This window comes from Pandoraea pneumonica, from assembly GCF_049918595.1.
GTDB classification, from domain to species: Bacteria; Pseudomonadota; Gammaproteobacteria; order Burkholderiales; family Burkholderiaceae; genus Pandoraea; species Pandoraea pneumonica_A.
This window is the reverse complement of sequence record NZ_JBNCRZ010000001.1, coordinates 299245-324856: the sequence shown is the minus strand read 5'-3', so window position 1 is coordinate 324856 and position 25612 is coordinate 299245. Positions and strand designations below refer to the sequence as shown.

Sequence of the window (25612 nt, the reverse complement as noted above, 5' to 3'; positions counted from 1 at the left end):
CATACGTTAGCCGAAGGAAATTTGACGTAGAAGCCCAAGGGCCTCGGGAATAACCCTCTCTGCGGGGCAGAAATCCCCGGTACTGATCGAATCGGATAGGTAAAAGCGGGCCGCGGCAGGGCGCGGTGCCAGCCTATCTGATCCGGAGGGTGTCGCCATACGCGCCGCTGCGTAGTCTGAAGCGGTCCGAACGCCGTTACGTGCGCGACGCTTCGTTGCCTGTGCCGACGTGCGGTCCCACCCAAGGACATTCTGTCCACGACACTAAAAGAGGCAAATATGTTGAATGGAGCCGTTCGCGCGCAGGAGATCAACAACGCGCGCATTCCGTCGCTTTTCCGCAAGCAGCTCGAGAAATGCAAGGTCAGGGAAGGCGAAACCGTGGTCGTTCTGAGCGATCTGACCGTGCGCGACGATTACATCAACGCGGCCATCGTCGGCGCCGAGGAGCTTGGCGCAAACGCCTACGAGATTCGTCTGGGCACCGTGCCCAGTTGGATCCGTGTCGGCGTCGACGTCATCAGCCAGTGCAAAGGCGCTATGGATGCGCTGACGAAGGCCGATCTGATCGTGATGTTCCACGTTCCCATCTGGGCCGACTGGATGCAGCATGTGCTTAAGGCGGGTGGCCGTATTCTGCTGATTCACGATTCACCGGACGACCTGGAAGAACTCATGGCGCCGGAGGGGCTCAAGGAAGCCGTGCAATATTCGGAGAGCATCCTGAAGAAGGCGCGCACCGGCCGCATGACACGCAAGGACGGCACCGATCTGCGCTGGACAGGGGGGCAGTACGGCACATTCGCGCTGTGGGGAGCCGCCGACGAGAAAGGGCATTGGGACCTCTGGGGCGGGGGATTTGTGCAGATGTTTCCCAACGACGGGAGCGCCAATGGCCGCGTGATTCTGCAGCCGGGCGACATTGTCATCCTGCCGTACTGCCGTTACGTGAGCGACCCGGTCGATTTGCAGATCAAGGACGGGATCATCACGTCGATCGATGGCGGGCTCGATGCCAAGCTGATCCGCGACTGGCTTGTCGATAATCAGCGCTCGCCCGATGACACCGATCCGTTTGCGGTGTCGCACCTCGGGTGGGGGCTCAACCCGCAGGCACGCTGGTATTGGGGTGGACTCTATGGTGATGTACCCGAGCGCAATCGCGCCAATGCGCGTGTATTCGCGGGCAACTTCCTGTTCTCGACGGGGCCCAATACGCTGGGCGGCGGAAACCGCGAGACGATGGGGCATTGCGACATCCCGATGCGCGACTGCACGGTGACGATTGACGACAAGCTGATCATGGACGAGGGACGCTTCGTCGATCCGAAGATGATCGTCAAGCGTGAAGTGCGTGGTGCCGGGTCGGGCCTGCTGCCGCAGAAGTAAGGCTTGGCGCGATGGGCCGGCAGGCCCATCGCACGGCGCAAGCCATTGGCTTGCGCGGCGCGGATTACAGATACCAGGGCGCAGGCGTTTCGGTTGCCAGCGTCACAGTCTTGAGATGACTGTACATATGCAGCGTCTCGCGGCATACCTCGCGTCCGATGCCGCTTTCCTTGTTGCCGCCGAATGGCGCGCCACTCATCAGATTCGCATACTGATTGACCCAGACCGAACCGGCGTCCAGCGCCTTGGCGGTGCGCATCGCATGCTTCAGGCTGCTGGTGTACACGCCTGCTGCGAGCCCGTAGCGGACGTCGTTCGCTTCCCGAATCATCGTATCGAAGTCGTGCCAGCGAATGACGGACAGCACTGGCCCAAAGACCTCTTCCTGAGCGATCCGCATGTCGTTCTTCGCCTCGAAGATCGTTGGCGCCACAAAGTAGCCGTGTTCGTTGCCGGGCACGTTGATGCGCTGTCCGCCAGCGAGTAAGCGGGCGCCATCGCGCTCTGCAATCTGAATGTAGTCGAGTACCCGTTGGCCCTGCTTGGCCGAGACAAGGCAACTGACCTGGGTGCGAGCGTCGAGCGGCGAACCCACGCGCAATTGTGCGAAGCCCGACGCCAGTTTGTCTACGAACGTGTCGTAAAGGTCGTTATGAACGAATAGGCGTGTTCCGGCCAGACAAGACTGACCATTGCAGAACGTCGCGGCAAAGGCTGCGTTGTCCACCACGGCTTCGAGATTCTCGATATCGGGAAACACGATGTTTGGACTCTTGCCGCCAAGTTCCAGCGACACGGGCACGAGACGCTGTGCGCCTGCGGCCGCCACGACGCGGCCAATTTCGCTGCTGCCGGTAAACGCGATCTTGGCCACGCCGGGGTGCGCAGTCAGCGCAGCACCGGCTTCGTCGCCAAATCCGGGCACGACGTTGACCACACCGGGCGGAAAGATGGCAGCGAGTTTCTGGGCCAGAACCAGCGTGGAAAGCGACGCATTTTCGTCGGGCTTGAGCACGACGGTGTTGCCAGCCGCCAGCGCAGGGGCGAGCTTGAACGCCGTCATGATGGCCGGCACGTTCCACGGAATGATCTGTCCGCAAACGCCAATGGGCTCTCGCATGGCGATGAAATGGCCGTTAGGCGTGGCGCCACCGAAGTCTTCGAGCGTCATCACGGCCGCTGCGAAATATCGGTACTGGCTGATTGCGAACTCGTGATCCATGCGTGTTTCCGACACACGCCTGCCAATGTCACGGGCGTCGATCTCGGCCAATCGGTCGATGTCGGCAGCAATGGCGTCGGCCAGACGCAGCAGGCATTGGGCGCGCTCGGCGGCGGGCGTATCACGCCATCCGGGCAAGGCCTGTCTGGCGGCGCGTACGGCGGCATCGATATCGGCGGCGCTACCGCGTGCGATTTTGGCGAGATGCTTGCCCGTGGCGGGCTCGATGGCATCGAACGAGGCGTTCGAACGGGATTCGAAGCGCCCGCCGACGAGGGGCAGGTATTGCTCTTCGAGCTGCAAAATCATGAAGTTCTCCGTGCGGGATGTTTCTGAATGGGATTCCCGGCCGGCACAGCATGCGCTTGCCCGGGAACGGTCGCCAACTTGACATGCGCATCCGCCGGCGTCACCCCGCCGATTCGATAGGGCCAGGTATCGGGCCATCCTGCTGAATCGGATAGGTGGCTGCGTGAGAGGGTTTGACGACACTGCGAAGCACAAGCACAAAAGGAGGCTTCGCATGTCCACACCGAACACCGATCCCGCTCAGGAGGCGACCGATCTTTCGGCGCAGTCTGTACCCGAGAACGCTCGCATGTCTCGCACGGGACTCACCATGGCGTGGTGGTCGCTGTGTAGCGCCATGTTCTCGGTGATCGTCGGGCCCTCTCTGGCGCTTCGCTACGGAACACGCAACGCCATCGTGGGCATGTTGCTCGCCGTCGTCGCCTTTTCGGTCGTCAATGGTGTGTTCGCGCGCTATGCCATTCGCACCGGAAATTCGGTCGCACTCGCGTCGCGCGTGGTGTTCGGCACGCTGGCCGCCCCGGTCGCAACACTCATCTTCGCTGCCACCAACATCTACTACGCAGTGTTCGAGAGTTCGGTCGTCGCTGTCGCGATTCATCACATGGTGCCGTCGCTTCCGTATGCCGTGGCGGCGCTCATTGTCGTGGGCTATAGCGCACCGTTGGTGTTCGGCAGCGTGCAGCACTGGCTCGACAAGCTCAACGGTGTTCTGCTGCCGTTCTATCTGCTGGGGCTGCTCGCTGCGGTCGTCATGGCCACGCGCGCTTATGGCTATAGCGACGCCTGGCTGAACTTCGGGCCGGCCGAGGCGGCGCCGACATACGGTTGGGTGCAGTGTTTCGCGTTCTATCTAGGGTCGGCGGCGTACATGATGGCGACGTTCGATTTCGCGCGCTTTGGCCGGCCGCGCGACGTGCGTTATCACGGTCTGTTCAATTTCGGCGTGCCGTTCTGGCTTATGACGTTCGTCGTCAACGGGGTGGTCGGTATCTACCTCGTCGCCACGATCCCCGCAAACGGTCCGTTGTCGGAGATCTCGGTCGTCTTCGCGTTGCTCGGCCTGATGGGGATTTGGGGTTTCGGGTTTCTGTGGGTAACGCAAACCCGCATCAACACGGCCAGCTATTACCTCGCAACGCTCAATGTTCATGGCTGCTTCGCCGGCCTGCTGCTTCGCGTAATGAAGCGCCCGTTGCCGCGATTTGTCTGGGTGTTGCTCATCGGCGTGCTCGTCTATGTCCTGATGCTCGCCGATGTCTTCTCCCACCTGCTCTCGGCGCTTGCCTATCAAGGGGTCTTCATCGCGGCCTGGGCCGGGGTGATGTTTGCAACGCTCATCGGGTCTGGCGTGTCGCGAGAAGCGTCCAGGCAGCCCAGCACATTGCATCGCGCGGCCGTACTCGCCTGGCTGCTCTCGACACTCATCGGACTGGCCATGATGCACGGCGCGTTCGGGAACGCCGACGACGTCAGGCATTTCGCTGCGCCAGCGACATTCGCCGCCGCGTTTGTTCTGCACTTTCTTCTTCGTTCGCGGGTCGCCGCAGGGGCTGCGCGCCCTCAGGGGAGCAGCCGGCGCCGTGAGGCCCGGTTTGCCGCGACGAGACCCTGGCAGCAAGTGTCGGCCGCCGGCACGCAACGGGCGGTAAAACCATAACGAGAAGGAGACAACGCGTGAACAATCGAGTCAATGCGGCGAAGCGTGGGAAGGGCCGGGGCACCGGTCGCTTGCGTCGTGAGCGAGCGTGGCACTTGAGCTTGGCGACGGCCTGCCTGTACTGGGCGGTTGTACCAACTGCCGGGGCGTTCGAGTTCGACACCGGCAATCCGGACTTCAAGATTCGCTGGGACAACACGTTGAAGTACAGCACAGCCTGGCGCGTACAGGGGCAGAACAATGCGCTGCTCGTCGATCCCAACATGGACGACGGCGATCGCAACTTCAACAAAGGATTGATTTCGAATCGCGTCGATCTACTCTCGGAGTTCGATGCGTCGTATCGGGACTTCGGGGTTCGCGTGAGCGGTGCGGCGTGGTACGACACGGTGTACAACCGGGCCAACGACAACAACTCACCCGCTACGGCCAACCAGACGAGCGTGGCCAACAATCAGTTCACCAACGGGACACGCGATCTTTCGGGACGCAAGGTGGAACTGCTCGATGCGTTCGTTCACGGTCGCGTTGATCTGGGCGATCTGCCCACGAGCTTCCGGCTCGGCCGCCACACGGTGCTGTATGGCGAGACGCTTTTCTTTGGTGGTAACGGTATCGCCGGCGCGCAGGCGCCGGTCGACATCATCAAACTCCTCACGGTACCGAGCACACAGTTCAAGGAATTGCTGATGCCGGTCAATCAGCTCTCGGGACAGGTGCAACTCAACAGCAACGTGTCGTTAGGGGCGTACTACCAGTTCGAGTGGCGTGCGAACCGCATTCCGCCAGCGGGTAGCTATCTGTCGAACGCCGACCTCGTCGGAGCGGGAGCGGAGCGCATGTTCGCACCGGGCACTGACGGGCAGTTGTACTTCAACCGGACACAGGACATGGAGGCGAAGAATTCCGGGCAGGGCGGGATGCAGTTGCGCTTCCGCCCGGATAGCGAAATTGCCGAATTCGGCCTGTATGCCGTGCGTTATCACGCCAAGGACTTCCAGTTGTACCTGAATCCGGCCCAGAATCCGGCCATGCCATCACTCGGCACCTATCAGCAGGTCTATCCGGAAGGCATCGTGGCGCTCGGCGCAAGCATGAGCACGACGGTTGGCGGGGCCAATGTGGCGGCGGAAATCTCCACGCGTCGCAATACGCCGCTGACCAGCAACCCGACCGTCGGCATCGGTTTCGATAATGCAGGCCATCCCGCCTACGCGGTGGGTAATTCCGCCCACGCGAACCTGTCGGCCATTTATCTGCTCGACGGCACGCCCATGTGGAACGGCGGCTCGATTCTGGCTGAAGTGGCGTGGAACCGAATGCTCAGTGTCACGAAGAACTCAACGGCGCTGTCGACGACGTCCACACGCGATGCCGTCGGGCTGCGAATCCTCTTCGCACCCGAGTACTACCAGATATTCCCCGGAATCGACATGACGGTGCCCATCGGGGTGGGCTACCTCGCCAGTGGTCGCTCCTCTGTCGACCCGCAGTTTGCTGGCGGCGCCGAGCACGGTGGCGATCTGAGCATTGGCTTCAACTTCGATTACCGCAAGCAGGTCAAGTTCGGCATCAACTACGTGCATTACTTCGGTGGTGCCGGGACCTATCTCACTCCGAACCAGTCGGCGGCGAACACCGCGCTGCAATACCAGCAGTCGCTCAAGGATCGGGATTTCGTGTCTCTTTCCATGCAGGCCACTTTCTAATCCATCGGAATCACGACTATGAAAATCTTCACGAGACGAACGGCGATCGCTTCGGCCGGCATTTGGGGGGCTGTCCTGTGCACATTGGCCTGCGCGGCAGTGACGCCTGAGGAAGCTAGCAAGCTCAAGGGCGAACTCACCCCAATGGGGGCAGAGAAGGCCGGCAGCAAGGACGGGACGATTCCGGCATGGGACGGTGGCTACACCAAGGTGCCGGCGGGATTCAAGCCTGGCGATCCGCGCATCGATCCGTTCGCCAGCGAGAAGCCGGTGGTGTCGATCAATGCCAAGAACATGGATCAATACGCCGACAAGTTGAGTGATGGCGTCAAGGCGCTGATGAAGAAGTCGTCAACGTTTCGCATCGATGTCTATCCGACGCATCGCACTGCGGCGCTGCCCAGTTGGGCCTACGACAACACGTTCAAGAACGCCACGCGCTGCAAGACCAAGGACAGCGGACAGTCGATCGAAGGCTGTTACGGTGGCATTCCGTTTCCCATTCCCAAGGACGGCCACGAGCTGATGTGGAATCACCTGCTCTCCTGGAAAGGTCAGGCGCACTCCATGCTCGCACAAGTATTCGTCGTGCCCTCGGACGGCAAGCCAACCATGGCAAGCGATATTCTGGACGAGTCCCAGCACCCGTACTGGTTCAAGGATGGGTCGCTGGAGACCTTCAACGGGGATTACTGGGCGGCGATGGTCACCACGTTCGGACCGCCGTTCAAGGCGGGGGAGTCGCTACTGTTTCGCGACACCGTCGACATGGGCACGAAAGGGCGGCAGGCGTGGCAGTACCTCGTTGGGCAGCGCCGCACGCGTAAGGCGCCGACGATCGGGTACGACACGCCGGACAGCGTGACCTCCGGTATTAACTATTTCGACGAAGCATTCGTCTTCATGGGCGGTCTGGATCGCTACGACTGGAAGGTCGTCGGCAAGAAGGAAATCTACATTCCCTACAACACCAATCGGACGTGGCTCGTAAAGGCTGAGGATCTGCTCGGTCCGCAGCACACAAACCCCGATGACATCCGTTGGGAGTTGCATCGCGTATGGGTCGTAGACGCCTCGCTTGCCCCCGGGAAACGCCACGCGATTCCGAAGCGTCGGCTATACCTGGACGAGGACACCTATATCGCAGTGCTGAGCGATAGTTGGGACGCGCAGGGGCAACTTTGGCACACCGCGTACAGCTTGCCGATGGTCATGCCAGACGTGCCGGGCAGCATCTTCCAGGCATTTGCCGTCTACAACCTGATGGCCAATACCTACATGTTCGACAACTATCCAGGCGGCAAGCCGTATCACTTCAAGCAGGTCAAGCCATGGCCTGCCAGCTACTTCACGCCTGACAACCTGTCGGCAAAGGGCACGCGCTAACCCGCGAGCTGCCGTCGCCCGTGCGTTTCCCGGGGGGGAAGCGCACGGGCGTGCAGCGTTGCAGCAGGGCAATGCAATCGATCTGATGGAGACAACGATGTTTGCAGGCAAGGAAGGGCGGCGCAGCAGGGCCGTCAAATCCGGCAGTGCGCGCGTGCTGGCGCGCTCGGCAGTATGTGCCATCGCCGTGGCAGGCGCGATTGTCGGCCTGGGGCTTTCAGCGGGAACCGCCGCGGCTTCGGCGGATGGGCCGACGACATCAAATACGGTGTTGGCCGCGATGCCGGGCACACCTGACTCGCTGATGCGACCAGCCGTACAGAGCGCGCGTGCGGCCAACTCGGTAATGCTAGCCATCACCCGTACCGGCAAGCGCATTGTGGCAGTGGGTGAGCGGGGTATCGCCGTGTGGTCCGACGACAACGGGAATCGCTGGCATCAGGCGCAGGTGCCTGTCAGCGTTTCGCTCACGAGCGTGAAATTCGCCGACGATCGCCACGGATGGGCGACGGGGCACGGCGGTGTGGTATTGCGCAGCGACGACGCGGGCGAGACGTGGCATAAGCAGCTCGACGGCATTGGGGCAGCCCGGCTGATGCTTGAGGCTGCGCGGCAGGGCCTGCCGGGTGCCGGCGTCGACCCGCGACAGGCGTTGTCCAATGCGCAGCGGCTCGTGGAGGAAGGGCCAACGAAACCATTTCTTGACGTCTTCGCCTTCGACGCTGATCACGCCATGATCGTCGGCGCGTTCGGTCTGGTGTTTGTCACGAGCGACGCAGGCCGCTCCTGGCACCCGGCGCTCGATCGAATCGACAACCCGCAGGGCAAGCATCTCTATTCGATGGTCGCAGATGGCGACGGTTATCTGATCGTGGGCGAACAGGGCGCAGTGTTCCGTTCGGGCGATCGCGCCGAACACTTTACGACACTCATTACCCCGTACGCCGGCAGCTATTTCGGCGCGCTTTCGACACCCACCGGCTCACTCATCGTCTATGGCTTGCGAGGCAACGTGTACACGCGCGGCCAGGTTAGCGAGCGTGATGCATGGCAACGCAGCCGGGTCGACGACAGCGGTTCGATCGTTGCGGGTATTCGCCTGTCGACAGGCGTGCTCGTGCTACTCGACGACCGCGGCCGCGTGCTGCGCAGCGACGACAGCGGGTTGACCTTTCAAGCGGCGGCCGTGCCGCAGGCGGCCCCCTATACCGGTGCAGTAGAAACGGCAGACGGCAGTCTCGTGTTATCGGGCATTCGCGGGCTGACACGCATCACCATCGACGGTCCCCGAACGACCGTGCCAGTCTGGAGCAAGTCGGAATGAATCACGATACTTCTTTGGCGGAACATCCCGTCGTGCGCGACCCGGCCAGCTTCGATGCGAGATCAGGATCGCTGGCCGAACGGCTGTTATTCAATCATCGTTGGCTGGTGATGCTGATTTGCTTGCTCGTCACGCTCGCACTCGGCTATCAGGCGCTTGGTCTGCGTCTTAACGCGAGCTTCGAGCGGATGATTCCACGCCATCATCCATATATTGAGAACTACCAGCGACATCAGACCGATCTGGCTGGGCTCGGCAACACGGTGCGCGTGGCGGTGGCCAATCCGAATGGAACCATCTTCGACGCTCACTACATGGAGACGCTTCGCAAGCTCAACGACGAACTGTTCCTGCTGCCGAGTGTCGACCGTGCATTCATGAAGTCGCTATGGATGCCGGCCACGCGGTGGATGGGTGTAACCGAAGAAGGACTCGATGGCGGGCCGGTGATTCCCGATGACTACGATGGCTCCACGGCCAGTCTGGATCGCCTTCGTGCAAACGTTGAACGCTCAGGTGAAGTCGGCACGCTGGTGGCCCCGGATTATCGCTCAAGCATGATCGTCGTGCCGCTGCTGGAGACCTCCGGTACGCAGCGGCTTGACTATCAGGCGCTATCGGCCCGGCTCGAACAACTGCGAGCCAAATATCAGGCGCAGGGCGTTGCGATCCATATCACCGGATTCGCGAAGATCGTTGGTGATCTGCTCGACGGTCTGGAACAGGTGCTGCTCTTTTTCGTCATGGCCATCGCCATATGCACCGGCGTGCTGCTTTGGTACACCCGCTGTCTACGAAGCACGCTGCTGGTAGTGGCCTGCTCGCTTATTGCCGTTGTGTGGCTGCTTGGCTTGCTGCCCACGCTCGGTATCGAACTCGACCCGTACTCGGTGCTCGTACCGTTTCTCGTATTCGCCATCGGCATGAGCCACGGTGCGCAGAAGATGAACGGCATCATGCAGGACATCGGCCGTGGCACGCACCGTTGGGTCGCCGCACGTTACACGTTCCGGCGCTTGTTTCTGGCGGGACTGACGGCGTTGCTCGCCGATGCTGTTGGTTTCGCTGTGCTGATGGCGATCGACATTCCGGTCATCCACGATCTGGCGATCTCGGCAAGCGTGGGGGTTGGGGTTCTGATCTTCACCAATCTTGTGCTACTACCGGTGCTGCTGTCTTACACCGGCGTCAGTCCCGAGGCAGCGCGGCGTAGCCTGAGCGGTGAGACGCAAGGCCATGACGGCGCCGCGCATGCCAAGCATCCGTTCTGGGCGTTTCTCGATCGTTTCACCGAGCGTAAGTGGGCGAGCATCGCGATTGTCGCGTCCGTAGCGCTCGGGGTCGCCGGCACCGCTATCAGTTTGCACCTGAAGATCGGCGATCTCGATCCCGGAGCGCCGGAGCTTCGCGCGCAATCGCGCTACAACCGCGATAACGCGTTCATGGCGGCCAATTACGCGGCAAGCAGCGATGTCTATGTGGTCATGGTGACCACGCCTCAATACGCCTGCACAAAGTACCGGGTGCTCTCTCAGGTCGATGCCCTCGAATGGGCGTTGCAGCAGTTGCCGGGAGTCGAGTCGACCCGATCGTTCGCCTCGCTGGCCAAGCAGACGGCGGCGGGTATGAACGAGGGCAGTCTGAAGTGGTACGAGTTGCCGCGTGAACAGGACATGCTCAACGCGATCACCACGCGCGCGCCGCGCGAGTTGTTCAACCAGAACTGCGATCTGCTGACGCTCTACGTGTACCTGAAGGACCATCGCGCCGACACGCTCGATGCTGTCGTACGAACGGTCGAGACTTTTGCAGCAGCCAACGATACCCGAGACGTCCGGTTTCTCTCCGCAGCAGGCAACGCCGGCATCGAGGCGGCGACCAATATCGTCGTAAAAAAGGCCAATTCGCAGATGTTGTTGTTGGTCTATGCGGCCGTCATCGTGCTGGCTTTCATTACGTTCCGCTCGTGGCGGGCCGTCGTGTGCGCCGTGCTGCCGCTCATGCTCACTTCTGTGCTTTGCGAAGCCTTGATGGTAGGGCTCGGCATTGGCGTCAAGGTGGCAACGTTGCCTGTCATTGCGCTGGGCGTGGGCATCGGGGTCGACTATGCCCTCTACGTGCTGTCGGTGACGCTGGCCCGCTTGCGCGACGGCATGCCGTTGTCCGAGGCCTACTACCGCGCGTTGCTGTTCACGGGGAAGGTTGTGGTGCTGACCGGCGTAACTTTGGGGATTGCGGTTGCGACCTGGGCCTTCTCACCGATCAAGTTCCAGGCCGACATGGGGATTCTGCTGGCATTCATGTTCCTCTGGAACATGCTTGGGGCGCTCATTCTTCTGCCCGCCCTTGCCCATTTCCTGTTGGGCAAGCGGGAGGGAAGGACGCGTGCGACGCAGAGTGACACGCCTCGCACGTCGTCCGTTGTCTCGCCTGCCGACGTGTCGTAGCGCGATGTGCGGCGTCTGACGATGCCCGCCAACCTATCCAAAGGGGGGGGTGTGTGCGGGTGAAGGGGCTGTTACCTTCAGCAACGGAAACGGCGCGGACGCTGGCGTTCGCCCTTATCGGGTTTCGGGAGACGAAAACATGTACAAAATTGTCACGGGCACGCTAAAGGCGAGCCACGACGTGTGGAGATGCCCTCGGTGAGTGCTGCGCAACCGGACTGTATTCTCGAGACGCCATCAGGCCGTGTTGAAGGGCGCTTTGTCGACGGGACCATTCGATTCCTGGGGATTCCCTATGCGAAGGCTCCCACTGGCGAGCGCCGTTTCGCTTCGCCGCAGCCCCATCCGTCGTGGGACGGCGTACGCGACGTGACGAATCCGCCGGCCGCGCCCTTTCAGTCGGTGACCGGAGTGGTGAACTGGATCTATCCGGTGCCGGAGTTGATGGACGAGGACTGTCTGTCGATCAACGTCTGGATGCCGGCGGCGAGCGAGCCGCTCGACGGACTGCCCGTGCTGTTCTGGCTATACGGCGGTGCGTTCGTCTGTGGCCACAATAGTCTGGCACTCACCGACGGCGCACGTCTGGCGCAAGAAGGCAACATGATCGTGGTGGCGCCCAACTATCGGCTGGGCATACTCGGGTTCGCTTCGCATTCCGAGTTTATTGATGCCGACACCGGCGCATGCGGCAATTGGGGACTGCAGGATCAGGCATTGGCGCTGGAGTGGGTCCACACGCATATTGAAGCGTTCGGGGGCGATCCGCAACGCATTACCGTGATGGGACAGTCGGCAGGGGCGGTGAGCGCAGCGGTTCTGGCGCAGCGTCCGCAAACGGCTTCCCGGTTCGCGCAACTGGTGCTGTGCAGCATGCCTTACATCGCGCCGCCCGACGTCGCGACGGCGCAGGATATGGCGGCATATATCGAGGATCTCGCCGCACATTTCGGCACCACGGTCAAAGGGCTGCGTTCGTTGCCAGCACAGGCGCTCACGCATGGCGAGTCCGCGTACTTTTCCGGATACACGGTTCGAACGCGTACCGGGCGGGGGCGGCGCTGGCCAACGCTCGACAACCATGTCATGACGGGGTGGCCCGGCGCCGGGGCGATCGTCGACAAGCCCATGCTGATTGGGAACACGCGTACCGAAGGCAGCTTTTCGCTCGATCTCTACGATCCGCTTCAGGGCGGGCAGATTACGCCGCCTCTGCCGGCGGATGCGGCCGAGTTGCATCTCGCTGTGGCGCGCTTACTGGCGGCCCGTGGCTTTGGCTCGAACACGTCGGTCGACGTTGCGAAGCTGCTATTGGCATTCGGACGCTACAGCACGGGGGAACCTGGCGAGACGCTCGTTGCCCTGCAAAGCGACGCGGCCTATCGCCATCCCACGTGGCGATTTGCTCAGGCCGCTGTGGCGGCGGGCAATCGCTCGGTCTATTACTACGATTTTGGACAACCACTTGCCAAGCCGGCACGTGGCACTCCGCATAACGCCGATGTGCCGTTTTGGTTCGGTACCTATGATCACGCGTTCTATCGTCCCAAGTTCGGCGCCGGCCCGCATATCGACAGCCTCTCGCACCTGATGCGAACGACGCTGGCCAACTTCGTCCACTCAGGACGGCCGGCGTTGGACTGGCCCGCGCTTCCCGCCTCGCCGCCGACGACGTCCGGCGTGGCGGCGCCAAGCGTCATGCGGTTCGGTCACAGAGACGCCGTCGCGTGTGTCGGCGATATGCCCGACTTCGAACGTCTGTCGCTGCTGGACACCATTTACACCATCTAATGCACTCATCTCCGGGGGCACCATGATCGATCGCTACACCTTCGTCCTTATTCACGGCGCATGGCACGACGGCCGCCTGTGGGCACCTGTCGCGGAGCATTTGCGGTTGGCCGGTCACGACGTTCATACTCCTACGGTTGCCGGACACGGCGCCGACGTGGGCAAGAACGTGTCGCACGCCGACGGCGTTCGTTCCATCGTCGACTACATTCGTGCGCACGATCTTGCCAATATCGTACTTGTGGCCCATAGCTTTGGCGGAAGCGTCGCGTCGCGCGTTGCCGAGGAGTTACCGGACCGCATGCGGCGGCTGGTGTACTGGAACGCCTTTGTGTTGCGTGACGGCGAGAGCATCGCCGATGTCTCGCCGCCGGCCTACAACCGGATGATGGATGCGATTGCCGAACAGCGTGGCGACAACACAGTGACGCTGCCGTTCCATGTCTGGCGCGACAGCTTCATCGGTGACGCCGATCTCGCTGTGGCCCAACACACCTACGGCCTGTTGAGTTCGGAGCCATATCGCATGCTGACCGACAAGGTGCCGCTTAAGACGTTCGAGCAACTCGATATTCCGAAGACCTATCTGAACGCACAAGCCGACATCGCGATGCCGCCCGGGGAGTACGCCTGGTTCCCGCGTTTCGCGCAGCGATTGTTTCCATGTCGTGTGGTGCACATGCGGGGCAGTCATCAGGTGATGTTCTCCGATCCAGCCGGACTCGCGCGGAAGATCTGGGAGGCGGGGCGCGACTGACGCCACGTTTTCGGGCTTTGCCGGGCGAGTGCCGTCGAGACGGCGTCCGGGGATTAGGGGAAGAAAGGAAGGTCATGGGAATCTCACGCAGAATGTTCATCAAGGCGGCGGCGCTGGCGCCTTCAATTTGCATCGCCCCACTTGGCAGCGAGGCATTTGCCTCACTTTTCGACGACAAGATATTCACGCCGCTACGCTGGCATGACGACACGGGGGCTATGCGATTTCGCGCCGACGGGATCGCCAAAGTCTCAGGTGCGAAGGTGTTTGCGCGCGACATTCGCGCATGGGACATGCCACATTGGCCGGAGCACCAGTCGTATGCCTTTCTGCTCGCAACGACACGTGTAGATCGGCGTTTCGAGGGGCTCGATCTCTCCCGCCTTGCCGACGATGCACAGGCCGACCGGATCGTCATGGCGGAGGATCTCGCACGTGCGGGGCTCGACTTCCCCAAACACTATCCCTATGGGGCGGACATGTTATTGCCGAAGGGGAGCGTGCCAGAGTATTTCGGCCATCCGGTCGCGATCCTGATCTATCACGACTTTGGAAGATTCAGTTTGGCCAAGTCGCGCTTGCAGTTTCAGAAGGACGTGATTCGCTATGGGCAACCTGCACAAGCGACATCTCGTCCGCCCTATGCGGCATTCCGTTTCGTACGACAGGCGGGGCAGACGAAAGACGCGCCCGACCTTTTCTCGTCGGTACAGGACGACTATGTCATGCCGCAATCGTTCGCCGGCGACACGCCGGTGTGGCCGGTTGCAGATGCACACGGGAATGCCGGTCAACGGGGCATGCATTTCGCCGAACGCATCGGCGCGTCGCTTGATCAACCGAAGGGGCCGGTTCGCGTGTTCTCGGGCGAGTTCCATTCGCCGTACATCGACCATTGCGCCCTCGAAACCGATAACTGCAATGCGTGGTACGACCCTGCCAAGCGGCAACTGCACATGGTGTTAGCCAGTCAGTCGCCGCACATCGAAGCGACGGGTATCGATCTGATGGCCAAATCGGGGAAGGTGCCAGTCGACAAGTTGTTTCTTCACCCGGCGCACACGGTCGGCTATGGCGGAAAGGAATGCGCGTTGTTGCCGTATTACGGCGCGGTGGCAGCCATGTTCGCTGAAGGCAAACCGGTACGTCTTGCCTATGACCGCTACGAGCAGTTCCAGTTAGGGTTGAAGCGGCATCCCGTGCGTACCCGAACCCGACTCGCTGTCGATACGCAAACGTTGCGGATGCAGACGTTGGAGGCAAATTTCGAGCTCAATGGCGGTGGGCGTTGTCTATCGACGCCGATCATTGCGCTCGTTGCTGCCGGTCAGGCGACTTCGATCTACGACATTCCCAGCGTTGATTCGCGGGCGGTGGGGTTGGCGACGTGTGCCCCCCCGGTCTCGGCGATGCGAGGCGTGGGTGGTGCGGAATCCGAGCCGAGTCTGGAGATGCTTGTCGACGAAGTGGCAGAGTCGCTCGGTGTGGACGCCATCGAACTGCGATTGAAGAACGCACTCCAGACCGGTCAACGCACGATCACCGGTGAAGTGCCTGTGGTGCAAAGCCGCTTGACCGAAGTGCTGGAGAGAACGCAAGCGCATCCGCTGTGGCGTGACCGGCAGGCGACCAAGCGCGCTTTCGAGAGGGCCAATCCGGGGCTCAGGTACGGTGTCGGCGTCGCATGCGTTCAGCGTGGCTTCGGGAATCTGGCGGAAGCAGGGTATGCCGCTCTATCGCTGGCGCCTGACGGCACGATCACGTTGAAGCACATGCTCGTTGAGATCGGCACGGGGGCGTCGACGTCACAAGCCCGAATTTGTGCGGAATGGCTTGGCATGCCGGCCGACCGTATCGAGACCGGTGTACTTGATTGGGAGGCGCTGGGGCTGTATGAAGACCAGAACCCATATTTGATGTCTGCCGACGCCCAAACGCGCAGTGCCGAAGACCCACGCTGGACCCCATCGCTAGTCTCCAACTCAAGTGCGACGAACAGCGCGTACTACTTTTCGCACTACACGCGTCAGGCCGCGAAGGTGGTGTTCATGCATGGCGTCGCTGTGGCGGCGGCGCGGCTCTGGGGTACCGAGGTCGAAGCGGCGCGTGCCGCGCGTTGGGTAGACGCTAGGCTTGTGCTCGCAGGGCACGAGCCGCTGACACTGGCGCGCCTTGCGGCTTCCGTTCACGAGCAGGGATTGCCCAGTGGCGCGATGGTCCACGGCTTTGACCGATGGGCGTGGGCGGAGGCGGGATACGAAGTGGGCGGTACGGTCCACCGCATGCCGATAGACGCACTGGCCTTGTCGATTGCCGGTGGGGCGTGGCGACGTGTGGAGCGGCGCTCGGTCAAGTATCCGCCGCCATCGAACAGTCGCGCTACGTGGGCGCGTTACGCGTCACAGTCGTCGTTGGTGGCGCTCGCTGTCACAGAGGCGACCGGCGAGGTCAAGGTGCTCGCGCACCATGCTGTGCTCGACTGCGGAAAGGCATTGGTTCCCGAATTCGTTTCCGGGCAATTGCAGGGAGGTGCGGCAATGGGGCTGGGACATGCCTTGTTCGAGGAAATGCCGCCATACGAAGGGGGGCCAGGCGAGGGCGACTGGAACTTTGCGCGTTATCACGTGCCCCGGGCATCGGACGTGGCGGTCTGGCGGTACACCGCCGAAGTTTTACCAGCGCTCGCAGATGAGGACATCGCCAAAGGCGTTGGGGAAATGACGCTAGTGGCGCCGATTCCGGCGGCGGCCAACGCTGTTGCTCATGCCATCGGTACACGGATTCGCGACCTTCCGGTGACGCCGGAGAAAATTCGCAAGGCACTCAATCAATCATGAAGACCAAGACGCTGAAGCTGACGATCAACGGACAAGTCTACGGTCCGACAGCGATCCCGGAGCATCTGATGATGGTGGACTACCTGCACGAATACGCGCGATTGACCGGGTCGCGGTTCGGATGCGGGCAAGGCATGTGTCGCGCGTGTTCGGTAATCGTCGATCAGCCAGATGGCACGAGCCTGGACATGCCGAGCTGCGTGACGCCCGCATTGAGCTTCGATGGAAAGCGCATTCGCACCGTCGAGGGGCACGCCAAATGTGATGCAAACGGCGAGATCGTGGAGGTGTCTGCTGTCCAGAGGAAGTTCCTGGAGCATTTCAGTTTCCAATGCGGCTATTGCACGCCGGGCTTTGTCAACGCGGCGACGGTGTTGATCGAGGCGCTTCGACGCGAGCCAGTCGAGGCAGCCCGATTGGCGGAGCGCATCGGCGAAGCGCTCGATCCACATCTTTGCCGGTGTACGGGATATGTCCGCTATTACGAAGCGGTGAAGGATCTCGTCATCAATACGCCGGGGCTGGTGAGATGAAGGAGTTCCCCTCGATGTGGCGTCGTTGCACGGTGAAGCAGTACCGGCGGGGACACGACACCCGAGATAGGTCTCTCGAGACTTTGTGATATCACGGCCCCCCGCCCAATCAGCACCTTTGCGTGCCGAAACGGCACGAAGCCTGTTTTTATGCCGCCTACACTCCGCTTCCTGAGACTGGCTCGGCGTGCGCGTGCGAAATGCACTTGTGCGCCACACACTATCCCCAACGCCAGCGGACCCAGAGGAGCAGGGCATGACCAGCAATTCCCGCGCCGCCACCCCGGCGCCCCACAACCCGTGGCGTGAAATCTGCGCCGCGAGTATCGGCAACGCACTCGAGTTCTACGACCTGCTGATCTATGGCTACTTCGCCATCGTGATCGGCCAGTTGTTCTTCCCCTCCCACGACGCCACGACCTCGCTGCTGCTCTCCGTGGGTACGTTCGGTATTTCGTTCGTCACGCGCCCGCTCGGCTCGATCATCCTCGGCAGCTACGCTGACCGCGCTGGCCGTAAAGCCTCGCTAACGGTCTCGATCGCCCTGATGATGCTCGGCACCGCCATGATCGCGTTTGCGCCGACCTACGCGCAAATCGGCATCGCCTCGCCGCTTATCATCATCGTCGCCCGTATGCTGCAAGGCTTCTCGACGGGCGGTGAATTCGGCGCCGCGACGGCCTTCATGGTCGAGCACGCCGACGCCAAGCGCCGCGGCTTCTTCGCGAGCTGGCAGATGTCGACGCAAGGGCTAGCCACGGTGCTCGCCGCCGGTGTCTCCGCACTGCTCAGCATGCTGCTCACCGCCGATCAACTGAGCGCATGGGGCTGGCGTGTCGCCTTCGCCGTGGGGCTTCTGATCGGGCCGGTCGGCTTGTATATCCGCCGTAATATCGACGAGACGGCCGACTTCAAGAAGCTGGGCGAAAAGCAACGCGAAAAGTCGCCGCTGCGCGAAGTGTTCGGCCGCGATCGCGCCAACATGGTGCTGGGCGCCGGTGTCGTCGCCGCGGCCACCGCGTTCAACTACGTCCACAAGCTCTACATGCCGACGTACGCCGTCAAGCAACTGCACATTCCGGCCACGTCGTCGTTCGTCGGCGCCGTAGTGACCGGCTTGATGCTGATGCTCGCCGCCCCCGTCGTCGGTCACCTGTCGGACCGCTTCGGGCGCATTCGCGTGATGCTCATCGCGCTGATTCTCGTCGGTGCGACGACCTATCCGCTGTTCGTGCTGCTCAACTTGTATCCGACGTTCCAGACGCTGCTCATGGTGCAGGCGCTCGTGGGCCTGTTGATCGCCGTTAGCCTCGCGCCGCTGCCTGCACTGCTCGCCGATATTTTCCCGACGAGCACGCGCGGTACCGGTCTGGCGCTGTCGTACAACTTCTCGGTGACGCTGTTCGGCGGTTTCGCACCGCTCATCGTCACTTGGCTGATCGACGCTACGCACAGCAAGCTCGCGCCGAGCTTCTATGTGATGGCCACGGCCGTGCTGAGTATCAGCGCCGTGATCGCGCTGGGTCGCCGCGTGCGTGCCGGCAAGATCGCCGGTATCCCGCACCGTGCCTCGCGCGCCTCGAAGGCCGCCTGAGTCTTTTGTCCTGATTTTCGCCGCAACGACGACGCCAGCCGCCTCCCCTGTGGCGGCGTCGTCGGCTTTTTTCGGCATCCCCTTGTGGAGTCTTTTCATGACCACGCTCGAAGCCATCCGCGCCGCTCTGCCGGCGTACCCCATCGAAGTTGCTTTCCCCGACATTACCCGCTGGCGCGAAGGGAACACCGGTATCGACTATCTGCATACGTTCGATAGCGGCAAGCCCGGCAAGCACGTGATGATTCTCGCGCTCACGCACGGCAACGAAGTGAGCGGCGCCATCGCCGTCGACACGCTGCTCGCCTCGGGCCTGCGCCCGGTCGAAGGCCGTCTGTCGCTGGGCTTCGGCAATATCGACGCTTACGAACAGTTCAGCGCAGAGAACGCCGACGCGACGCGTTTTCTCGATGAAGACATGAACCGCGTGTGGACGCCTTCGGCGCTGGACGGCGAGCGTCAGAGCCGCGAGTTGGCACGTGCGCGCGCGATGCGTCCGTTTATCGACACCGTCGACCTGCTGCTCGACATTCACTCGATGCACGAAGCCTCGGCGCCGCTCATGATGACCGGCCCGCTGGAAAAAGCGATTGCGCTGGCTGCGGAACTCGGCACGCCGGAGCACGTGATCATCGACAAGGGCCACGCCAACGGCACGCGTATGCGCGACTACGGTGGCTTTGGCGATACGGCCAGCCCGAAGAACGCATTGCTGATCGAAACCGGCCAGCACTTCGCCAAGAGCGCGCGCGATGTGGCGCTCGACTCGGCCGCCCGTTTCCTGCTGCACGCCGGTGTGGTGGCAGAAGCCGACGTGGCCGCGTTCCTCACGCAAGCCAAGCCCACCAAGCAGAAGTTTGTGGAAATCACGCAGCCGGTCGTGGCGCGCTCGATGGACTTCCGTTTCTCGCAGCCGTTCACGGGGCTGGAAGTGATCGAGAAGGCGGGCACCGAAATCGCGCGTGACGGCGACGAGATCATCGTCACGCCTTACGACAACTGCGTGATCGTGCAGCCGTCGATGCGTCACCTTGGCGTGAACGTCACGATGATGCGACTCGGCCGTTTGCTCGATCGCTAAGCGTGCGGCATTCGCTGATGCGTTGAAGTGACGAGGGGCTGGCAATTTGCCAGCCCCTTTTGCATTTCTGTCGCCACGAAATCGGTCAGAACGATCCAACGAGCGACCCGACAACAATGACGGCGACCAGCGCGATCAGCGCGCTGACGATGCTGGTCATCACGATATCGAGATAACTCTCGCGGTGCGTGCTGCCGCACACGGCGAGCAGCGTGACCACCGCGCCGTTGTGCGGCAAGCTGTCGAGCGTGCCCGACGCCATCACGGCCACGCGGTGCATGAGCGCCGGATCGATGCCGTGCTGCGCGGCCAGACTCACATACGCCGGGCCAAGCGCATCGAGCGCAATCGTCAGCCCGCCGGACGCCGAGCCAGTGATGGCCGCGAGCAAGTTGGCGGAGAGGGCGAGGGACACCAACGGGCCGCCGTCGATGGAGAGTACCCAGTCGCGCACCAACTCGAAGCCCGGTAAGGCCGCAATCACGCCGCCGTAACCGACGAGGCTCGCCGTACACATGATCGGCAGCACCGAGGCGTTAGCACCTGCGTCCATCGTCTTGCGCAGCGCAGGCAACCGCCGCCACTGCAATACGATCAGCACGAGAATGGCGCTGGCCAACGCCACACACACGCCCCACACACCCGCGACGCTCTGCAACGTGATACCGCCCCATCGCGGCGCCGAGAGAAAGCTGGCGTCGAGGCGGGGGAACACCAGCACGTTCATCACGAAGTTTCCGGCGATCACGACGACGAGTGGCAACGCGGCGGTGAGAATGCCCGGCAGTGCGTCGCTGCGATGCCCTTGTTCGATTTCGGCTGGGTCGAACTCGCGGGCGACGCTGGCACGCTCGCGCACGACCGTGGGGTCGGCACGCTTGTCCCACACTTCGTTGTCGGCATACCCATGCCCTGCACGACGTGCCTGCGACTCGCGCCACGTTAGCCACCACAGGCCGACTGCCAGCATGATGGCCGACGCCATCAGCCCCAATCCTGGCGCGGCGAACGGCGTGGTGCCGAAGAACGGCATCGGGATCGCGTTCTGAATGGCGGGGGTGCCCGGCATGGCGGACATGGTGAACGTCGAGGTGCCCAGCGCTATTGCTGCGGGCATCAACCGCACGGGAATGTTCGCCTCGCGAAAGAGCGCATGTGCCATCGGTGCCAGCACGAAGAACGCCACGAAGAGGCTCACGCCGCCGTAGGTGACGAGTGCGCCGCCCAGCACTACGGCGAGCATCGCGCGGCGTGCGCCTAACTTGTCGGTGAGAAAAGCCGCAATGGCACGCACTGCGCCGCTGTCTTCCATCAGCTTGCCGAAGAGCGCACCCAGCAAGAACAGCGGGAAGAACTGCGCGACGAAGCGCGCGGCGTTCTGCATGAAGGTTTGGGTCCAATGCGCGAGGATCGGCTCGCCGGAGAGCGCCGCAGCCAGCATGGCCGCAGCAGGCGCCAGCAGCAGCACGCTCCAACCGCGATAGGCCAGCCAGACGAGCAGGACCAGACCGATGAGAATGCCTGCGAGCTCCATTCAGATCGACTCCATGAGCGTATCGAGATCGAGCGACGAACGATGCCCGAGGTCTGCACCGTGTTGGTCGAGGAACGCGTCGGCGCAGCGGCGGCCTTCGTCGCGAAGCATGACGAGAAAGTCCCATTCGGCTGAGAGCTTCGACGAATAGCCTAGCGTGGTCATCATGTCGCTCGCAATACGGTGCATGCGCATCTGCGCCCAGCGGCGGCCTTCGTCCGTCCCGGCGTCGACCACCTGGCGCAGCACCGCGATCATGCGCAACTCTTTGAGCAACGTAGCGTTGAATGAGACTTCGTTCACGCGGTTGAGAATCTCGCGGGCGGAACGCGGCACTTCCGCACGTTCGACCGGATTGACCTGAACCAAGATCGTGTCGCGCGAGATGGTCTCGCGCACGAGCGGCGTGATCGTCGGGTTGCCCGCGTAACCGCCGTCCCAATAGGCTTCGCCGTCGATGTCGATGGCGCGGTAGAGCATCGGCAGGCAGGCGGACGCGAGCAGCACATCGGAGGTGATTTCGGCATTGCGAAAGACACGTCCGCGGCCAGTGCGCACGTTCGTTGCGGTGATGAAGAGCTGGATTGGACACTCGGCGATCGCGTCGAAGTCGATGTGATCGGCCAGCAGCCGCCGCAGCGGGTTGTACTCCAACGGCGCGAGGTCGTAGGGCGATACCACGCGTGCGGCCAGGTCGAAGAGTACGAAGAACGGCGAATTGTCGAGCGACCAGCGGCCAAGCACCACGTCGAGCGGTGTGCGGCGCAGCGGGCTGAAGCGGCCGGCGTGCGATACATCGCGCCAGAATTGCTCAAGTGCGCCACGCGCTGCGTCCGGGCCGCCTCGCGCGAAGCCAGACGCAAGCACGGCGGCATTCATCGCCCCGGCAGAGGTGCCGGAAATGCCTTCAATGCGTAGCGTGGGTGTGTGGGTCGTCTCTTCGAGCAGACGGTCGAGAACGCCCCAAGTGAACGCGCCGTGGGCGCCACCGCCTTGCAGGGCAAGATCGATGGGCAGGGACGACGGAGTACTGTCTCGTGATGCGCGTGGCATGATCCCTCGGCGATGCGGCACTGCGCCGATCGGCACCGGCCGCGTGGTTCGGAACGAGAGTACGGTTGCAGCCGCTACGTTGTTTGCGGTGCAACAAAGCCACTGTCTCAGATAACGGTGAAATCGGCAACCTTCGGTGTGGTGCCAGTTATGCCTCGTCGGGCGGCGTCGGCTTGCCGCGTCGCAGGCTGAGTTGGGCCAGCACGTCGGCGTGCTGGTTGCCCCAGCGGTAGAGCATCTCGATGGGCTCGATGAACAGCTCTCCCAGCGGTGTGAGCGAGTATTCGACCTTCGGCGGGACCACGGCGTAGACCTCGCGGTGGATGAGCCCGTCGCGCTCCAGTTCGCGCAGCGTCTGCGTGAGCATCTTCTTGGAAATGCCGGGCAAGCGGCGTTGTAACTCCCCCGTGCGTGTGGTGCCGCACTGCAACGCGTACAGCACCATGCTCGTCCACTTGACGCTGAACAACTCCAGCACGCGGCGCGGGACGCAGGTTTCTTCAAAAACGAAGGGTTCGGACTTGCCCATGGTAACCAAATGGTGACTATTCAACTGAAAGGTGCCTACTGGGGATTTCGGCCCTTCGTCACTATACTTTGTCCCGATAGTGCGTGTCACCCGATGCGACAAGCCGTGCGTGTTGCCGGCTGCGATTGTCCGACACGTCACGTGAATGGAGACCCCCATGAGCAGTTTGTCGAAAACGGCCCTCTCGATGCTGGATCTGGTGCCGGTGCGTGCCGGCGGCACCGTGGCCGAAGCCCTCAAGCAATCTACGGAATTGGCGCAGCATGTGGAGCGGTTGGGTTTCAACCGGTTCTGGCTGGCCGAGCACCACAACATGGACGGCATTGCCAGCTCGGCGACCGCGTTGCTGATCGGCCATGTCGCTGGCAAGACATCGCGCATTCGCGTGGGCTCGGGCGGCATCATGTTGCCGAATCACCCGCCGATGGTCGTGGCCGAGAACTTCGGTACGCTTGCCGCCCTGTATCCGGGCCGTATCGATCTTGGACTAGGTCGTGCGCCCGGTGCCGATCAGGCCACGATGCGTGCGCTGCGCCGTGACCGTTTGTCGAATGGCGACGATTTCCCCGAGCAAGTCGCCGAATTGCGCGCGCTGCTTGCGCCGGCGCAGCCGGGGCAGCGTCTCGTCGCAACACCCGGTGCAGGGAGCGATATTCCTGTGTGGTTGTTGGGGTCGTCGCTGTTTTCGGCGCAGCTCGCCGCGCATCTGGGCCTGCCGTATGCGTTCGCGTCGCACTTTGCGCCGCGCTTCCTGTTCGATGCGCTGCGCATGTATCGCGAATTGTTCCGCCCGTCGGCAGTCCTCGATAAGCCGTATGTGATGATCGGTGCGCCGGTCGTGGCCGCGCCGACGGATGAGGAAGCGGCTTTCCTCGCGACGTCTTCACAGCAGAAGATTTTGGCGCTCATGCGCGGGCAAAGCCTTAAGCTGCAACCGCCGGTGACCGACATGGACGCGCGCTGGGACCCGGCCGAGCAACATTCGGTGGAGGCGTTCCTCGGCGTATCGGTGGTCGGTGGCCCCGAGCGCGTGAAGGCTGGCCTCACGGAGTTGGTCGAGCGCACGCAAGCCGACGAGCTGATGCTCGTCACCGATATCTACGATCCGGCATTGCGCTTGCGTTCGTGCGATATCGTGGCGTCGGTTTGGAAGTCGTGATGGCTTGAAGATAGATCGATCAGCGGAAGCGTCCGATCGAAAACGGCGAGAGGTCGAGCGAGGGTCGCTCGCCTGCGACGAGTGCCGCCACGGCGCGGCCAGTCGATGCGGCGGCCGTCAGACCGACGTGACCATGGCCGAACGCATAGAACGCGTTTGGCACTTTCGACGCTGCGCCCAACACCGGCAGCGAGTCGGGCGTGCTGGGCCGGAAACCTTGCCACCGTGCGCCATCGACCGATTGCGTCGATTTTTCCCCGAGCACCGCACCCGGGAACATCTTGTGCAACTGACGCAGCAACAGATCGGCACGGCGCCAGTTCGGCGGCGCTTGCAGGCCCGCCAGTTCAACCGTCCCCGCACCGCGCAAGCGACCGTTCATCGGCGTCGCGAAGAGCTTGCCCTCGGCCCACATCACCGGACGCGATGGCATCTCGGCAGGCGTCGGTAGCTCCACGTGATAGCCGCGCTCGGTATCGAACACGATGCTGTCGCCCAACTGCCGGACAAACGGTGCGGACCATGCGCCCGCAGCCACCACGACCGCGCGGGTTTCCTCGCGACCCGCTTCGGTGTGAACTGCCACTACCTGTGCGCCATTGGTTTCGATGGCCGTCGCTGCGGTGTCGGCGATACGGCCACCGCGCGCAATCACCTGCGCCGTCAGCCGTGCCAGCAAGGCACCCGGGTCCAGCGTGTGGCCCGTCTCGCTGATATAGCGCGCGCCGACGAAGTCGTTCGACAACGTCGGTTCGAAGTCGCGCAGCGCCGCACTATCTAGCGTTTCAATCTGTACGCCATTCTCACGACGCAGCGCCATGCCGCCTTCGTCTCCATGCATGCCACTCTCGCTCGAATAGGCGATGAGATAGCCGCGTCGCGTGACGAGATCGTTCGCGTCGGCATCGTCTAGCAGAGGTTGATAGGCGTCTAGTGCGGGACCGAGCAGGGCGCGTAACGCACGCGCTTGCGCGGTGACCCGGTTGGGCTGACTCGCGGCGACGAACCGCATCAGCCATGGGACCATGCGCGGCAGATAAGACCAACGCAATACCAGCGGACCGTCCGGTTGCAGCAGCCAGCCCGGCACTTGCCAGAGCACACCGGGCATGGCGATAGGCACGACGGAGGAACCGTTGATACACCCTGCATTGCCTAGCGACGCCGCCTGCCGCGCCGACTGTCGATCGATAATCACGACGGGCAGGCCGGCACGTTGAAGATAGGCGGCGGTACACACGCCGACCAGGCCGCCGCCGATGACGACAACCGGACGCGAATCGTTCATGAAGCAGTCC

Annotated in this window: 18 protein-coding genes; 13 read left to right on the top strand and 5 right to left on the bottom strand. The window is 62.5% G+C overall.

Annotation, left to right across the window (positions count from 1 at the left end):
• Nucleotides 1–279 precede the first annotated feature (279 nt).
• Nucleotides 280–1389, top strand: a complete 1110-nt coding sequence (locus ACPWR9_RS01510; RefSeq protein WP_426312560.1) for a hypothetical protein — start codon at nucleotides 280–282, stop codon at nucleotides 1387–1389.
• 64 nt (nucleotides 1390–1453) lie between these two features.
• On the opposite strand, the gene ACPWR9_RS01505 is transcribed toward ACPWR9_RS01510, so the two are convergent.
• Nucleotides 1454–2920 (bottom strand): aldehyde dehydrogenase family protein, encoded by a 1467-nt coding sequence (locus ACPWR9_RS01505; RefSeq protein WP_426312559.1) that lies wholly within the window; start codon nucleotides 2918–2920, stop codon nucleotides 1454–1456.
• Nucleotides 2921–3134: 214 nt separating this feature from the next.
• Here ACPWR9_RS01505 and ACPWR9_RS01500 point away from each other — a divergent pair, with 214 nt between their 5' ends.
• The 11 genes from ACPWR9_RS01500 to ACPWR9_RS01450 all read left to right on the top strand — a co-directional run bounded on the left by ACPWR9_RS01500 (nucleotide 3135) and on the right by ACPWR9_RS01450 (nucleotide 20039).
• Nucleotides 3135–4580: a purine-cytosine permease family protein gene (locus ACPWR9_RS01500; protein ID WP_426312558.1), complete on the top strand. Its 1446-nt coding sequence runs from the start codon at nucleotides 3135–3137 to the stop codon at nucleotides 4578–4580.
• 17 nt (nucleotides 4581–4597) lie between these two features.
• Nucleotides 4598–6289: a DUF1302 domain-containing protein gene (locus ACPWR9_RS01495; RefSeq protein WP_426312556.1), complete on the top strand. Its 1692-nt coding sequence runs from the start codon at nucleotides 4598–4600 to the stop codon at nucleotides 6287–6289.
• A gap of 18 nt (nucleotides 6290–6307) precedes the next feature.
• Nucleotides 6308–7675, top strand: coding sequence for a DUF1329 domain-containing protein (locus tag ACPWR9_RS01490; RefSeq protein ID WP_426312555.1), 1368 nt, complete (start codon nucleotides 6308–6310; stop codon nucleotides 7673–7675).
• Between the two features lie 97 nt (nucleotides 7676–7772).
• Nucleotides 7773–8999, top strand: a complete 1227-nt coding sequence (locus ACPWR9_RS01485; protein ID WP_426312553.1) for a WD40/YVTN/BNR-like repeat-containing protein — start codon at nucleotides 7773–7775, stop codon at nucleotides 8997–8999.
• On the top strand, nucleotides 8996–11446 hold the full coding sequence (locus ACPWR9_RS01480) for an efflux RND transporter permease subunit (RefSeq protein ID WP_426312552.1): 2451 nt from the start codon (nucleotides 8996–8998) through the stop codon (nucleotides 11444–11446). The genes ACPWR9_RS01485 and ACPWR9_RS01480 overlap by 4 nt, the downstream gene beginning before the upstream one ends.
• Nucleotides 11447–11644: 198 nt before the next feature.
• A complete protein-coding gene (locus ACPWR9_RS01475) occupies nucleotides 11645–13237 on the top strand; it encodes a carboxylesterase/lipase family protein (protein WP_426312551.1) in 1593 nt (530 codons plus the stop codon).
• A gap of 22 nt (nucleotides 13238–13259) precedes the next feature.
• Nucleotides 13260–13994 (top strand): alpha/beta fold hydrolase, encoded by a 735-nt coding sequence (locus ACPWR9_RS01470; RefSeq protein WP_426312549.1) that lies wholly within the window; start codon nucleotides 13260–13262, stop codon nucleotides 13992–13994.
• A gap of 74 nt (nucleotides 13995–14068) precedes the next feature.
• Complete coding sequence (locus ACPWR9_RS01465) at nucleotides 14069–16831, top strand: xanthine dehydrogenase family protein molybdopterin-binding subunit (RefSeq protein ID WP_426312548.1); 2763 nt, start codon at nucleotides 14069–14071, stop codon at nucleotides 16829–16831.
• Nucleotides 16828–17364, top strand: coding sequence for a (2Fe-2S)-binding protein (locus ACPWR9_RS01460; RefSeq protein ID WP_426312547.1), 537 nt, complete (start codon nucleotides 16828–16830; stop codon nucleotides 17362–17364). Before ACPWR9_RS01465 ends, ACPWR9_RS01460 begins: the two co-directional genes overlap by 4 nt.
• Nucleotides 17365–17620: 256 nt before the next feature.
• On the top strand, nucleotides 17621–18958 hold the full coding sequence (locus ACPWR9_RS01455; protein WP_426312546.1) for an MFS transporter: 1338 nt from the start codon (nucleotides 17621–17623) through the stop codon (nucleotides 18956–18958).
• A gap of 97 nt (nucleotides 18959–19055) precedes the next feature.
• A complete protein-coding gene (locus ACPWR9_RS01450) occupies nucleotides 19056–20039 on the top strand; it encodes a M14 family metallopeptidase (RefSeq protein WP_426312545.1) in 984 nt (327 codons plus the stop codon).
• An 85-nt stretch (nucleotides 20040–20124) separates the two neighbouring features.
• Here the strand turns inward: ACPWR9_RS01450 and ACPWR9_RS01445 are convergent, their stop codons facing one another.
• The 3 genes from ACPWR9_RS01445 to ACPWR9_RS01435 form a co-directional block, all read right to left on the bottom strand.
• Complete coding sequence (locus tag ACPWR9_RS01445; RefSeq protein WP_426312544.1) at nucleotides 20125–21573, bottom strand: GntP family permease; 1449 nt, start codon at nucleotides 21571–21573, stop codon at nucleotides 20125–20127.
• Nucleotides 21574–22626, bottom strand: a complete 1053-nt coding sequence (locus tag ACPWR9_RS01440) for a patatin-like phospholipase family protein (RefSeq protein ID WP_426312542.1) — start codon at nucleotides 22624–22626, stop codon at nucleotides 21574–21576. It abuts the gene before it with no gap.
• 148 nt (nucleotides 22627–22774) lie between these two features.
• Nucleotides 22775–23155 carry a winged helix-turn-helix transcriptional regulator gene (locus ACPWR9_RS01435; RefSeq protein ID WP_426312541.1) on the bottom strand — a complete coding sequence of 127 codons (381 nt, stop codon included), beginning with the start codon at nucleotides 23153–23155 and terminating at the stop codon, nucleotides 22775–22777.
• A gap of 157 nt (nucleotides 23156–23312) precedes the next feature.
• Between ACPWR9_RS01435 and ACPWR9_RS01430 the strand changes: the two genes are divergently transcribed.
• Nucleotides 23313–24314, top strand: a complete 1002-nt coding sequence (locus tag ACPWR9_RS01430; protein ID WP_426312539.1) for an LLM class flavin-dependent oxidoreductase — start codon at nucleotides 23313–23315, stop codon at nucleotides 24312–24314.
• Nucleotides 24315–24333: 19 nt separating this feature from the next.
• On the opposite strand, the gene ACPWR9_RS01425 is transcribed toward ACPWR9_RS01430, so the two are convergent.
• Nucleotides 24334–25602 carry an NAD(P)/FAD-dependent oxidoreductase gene (locus ACPWR9_RS01425; protein WP_426312538.1) on the bottom strand — a complete coding sequence of 423 codons (1269 nt, stop codon included), beginning with the start codon at nucleotides 25600–25602 and terminating at the stop codon, nucleotides 24334–24336.
• Nucleotides 25603–25612: the final 10 nt, after the last annotated feature.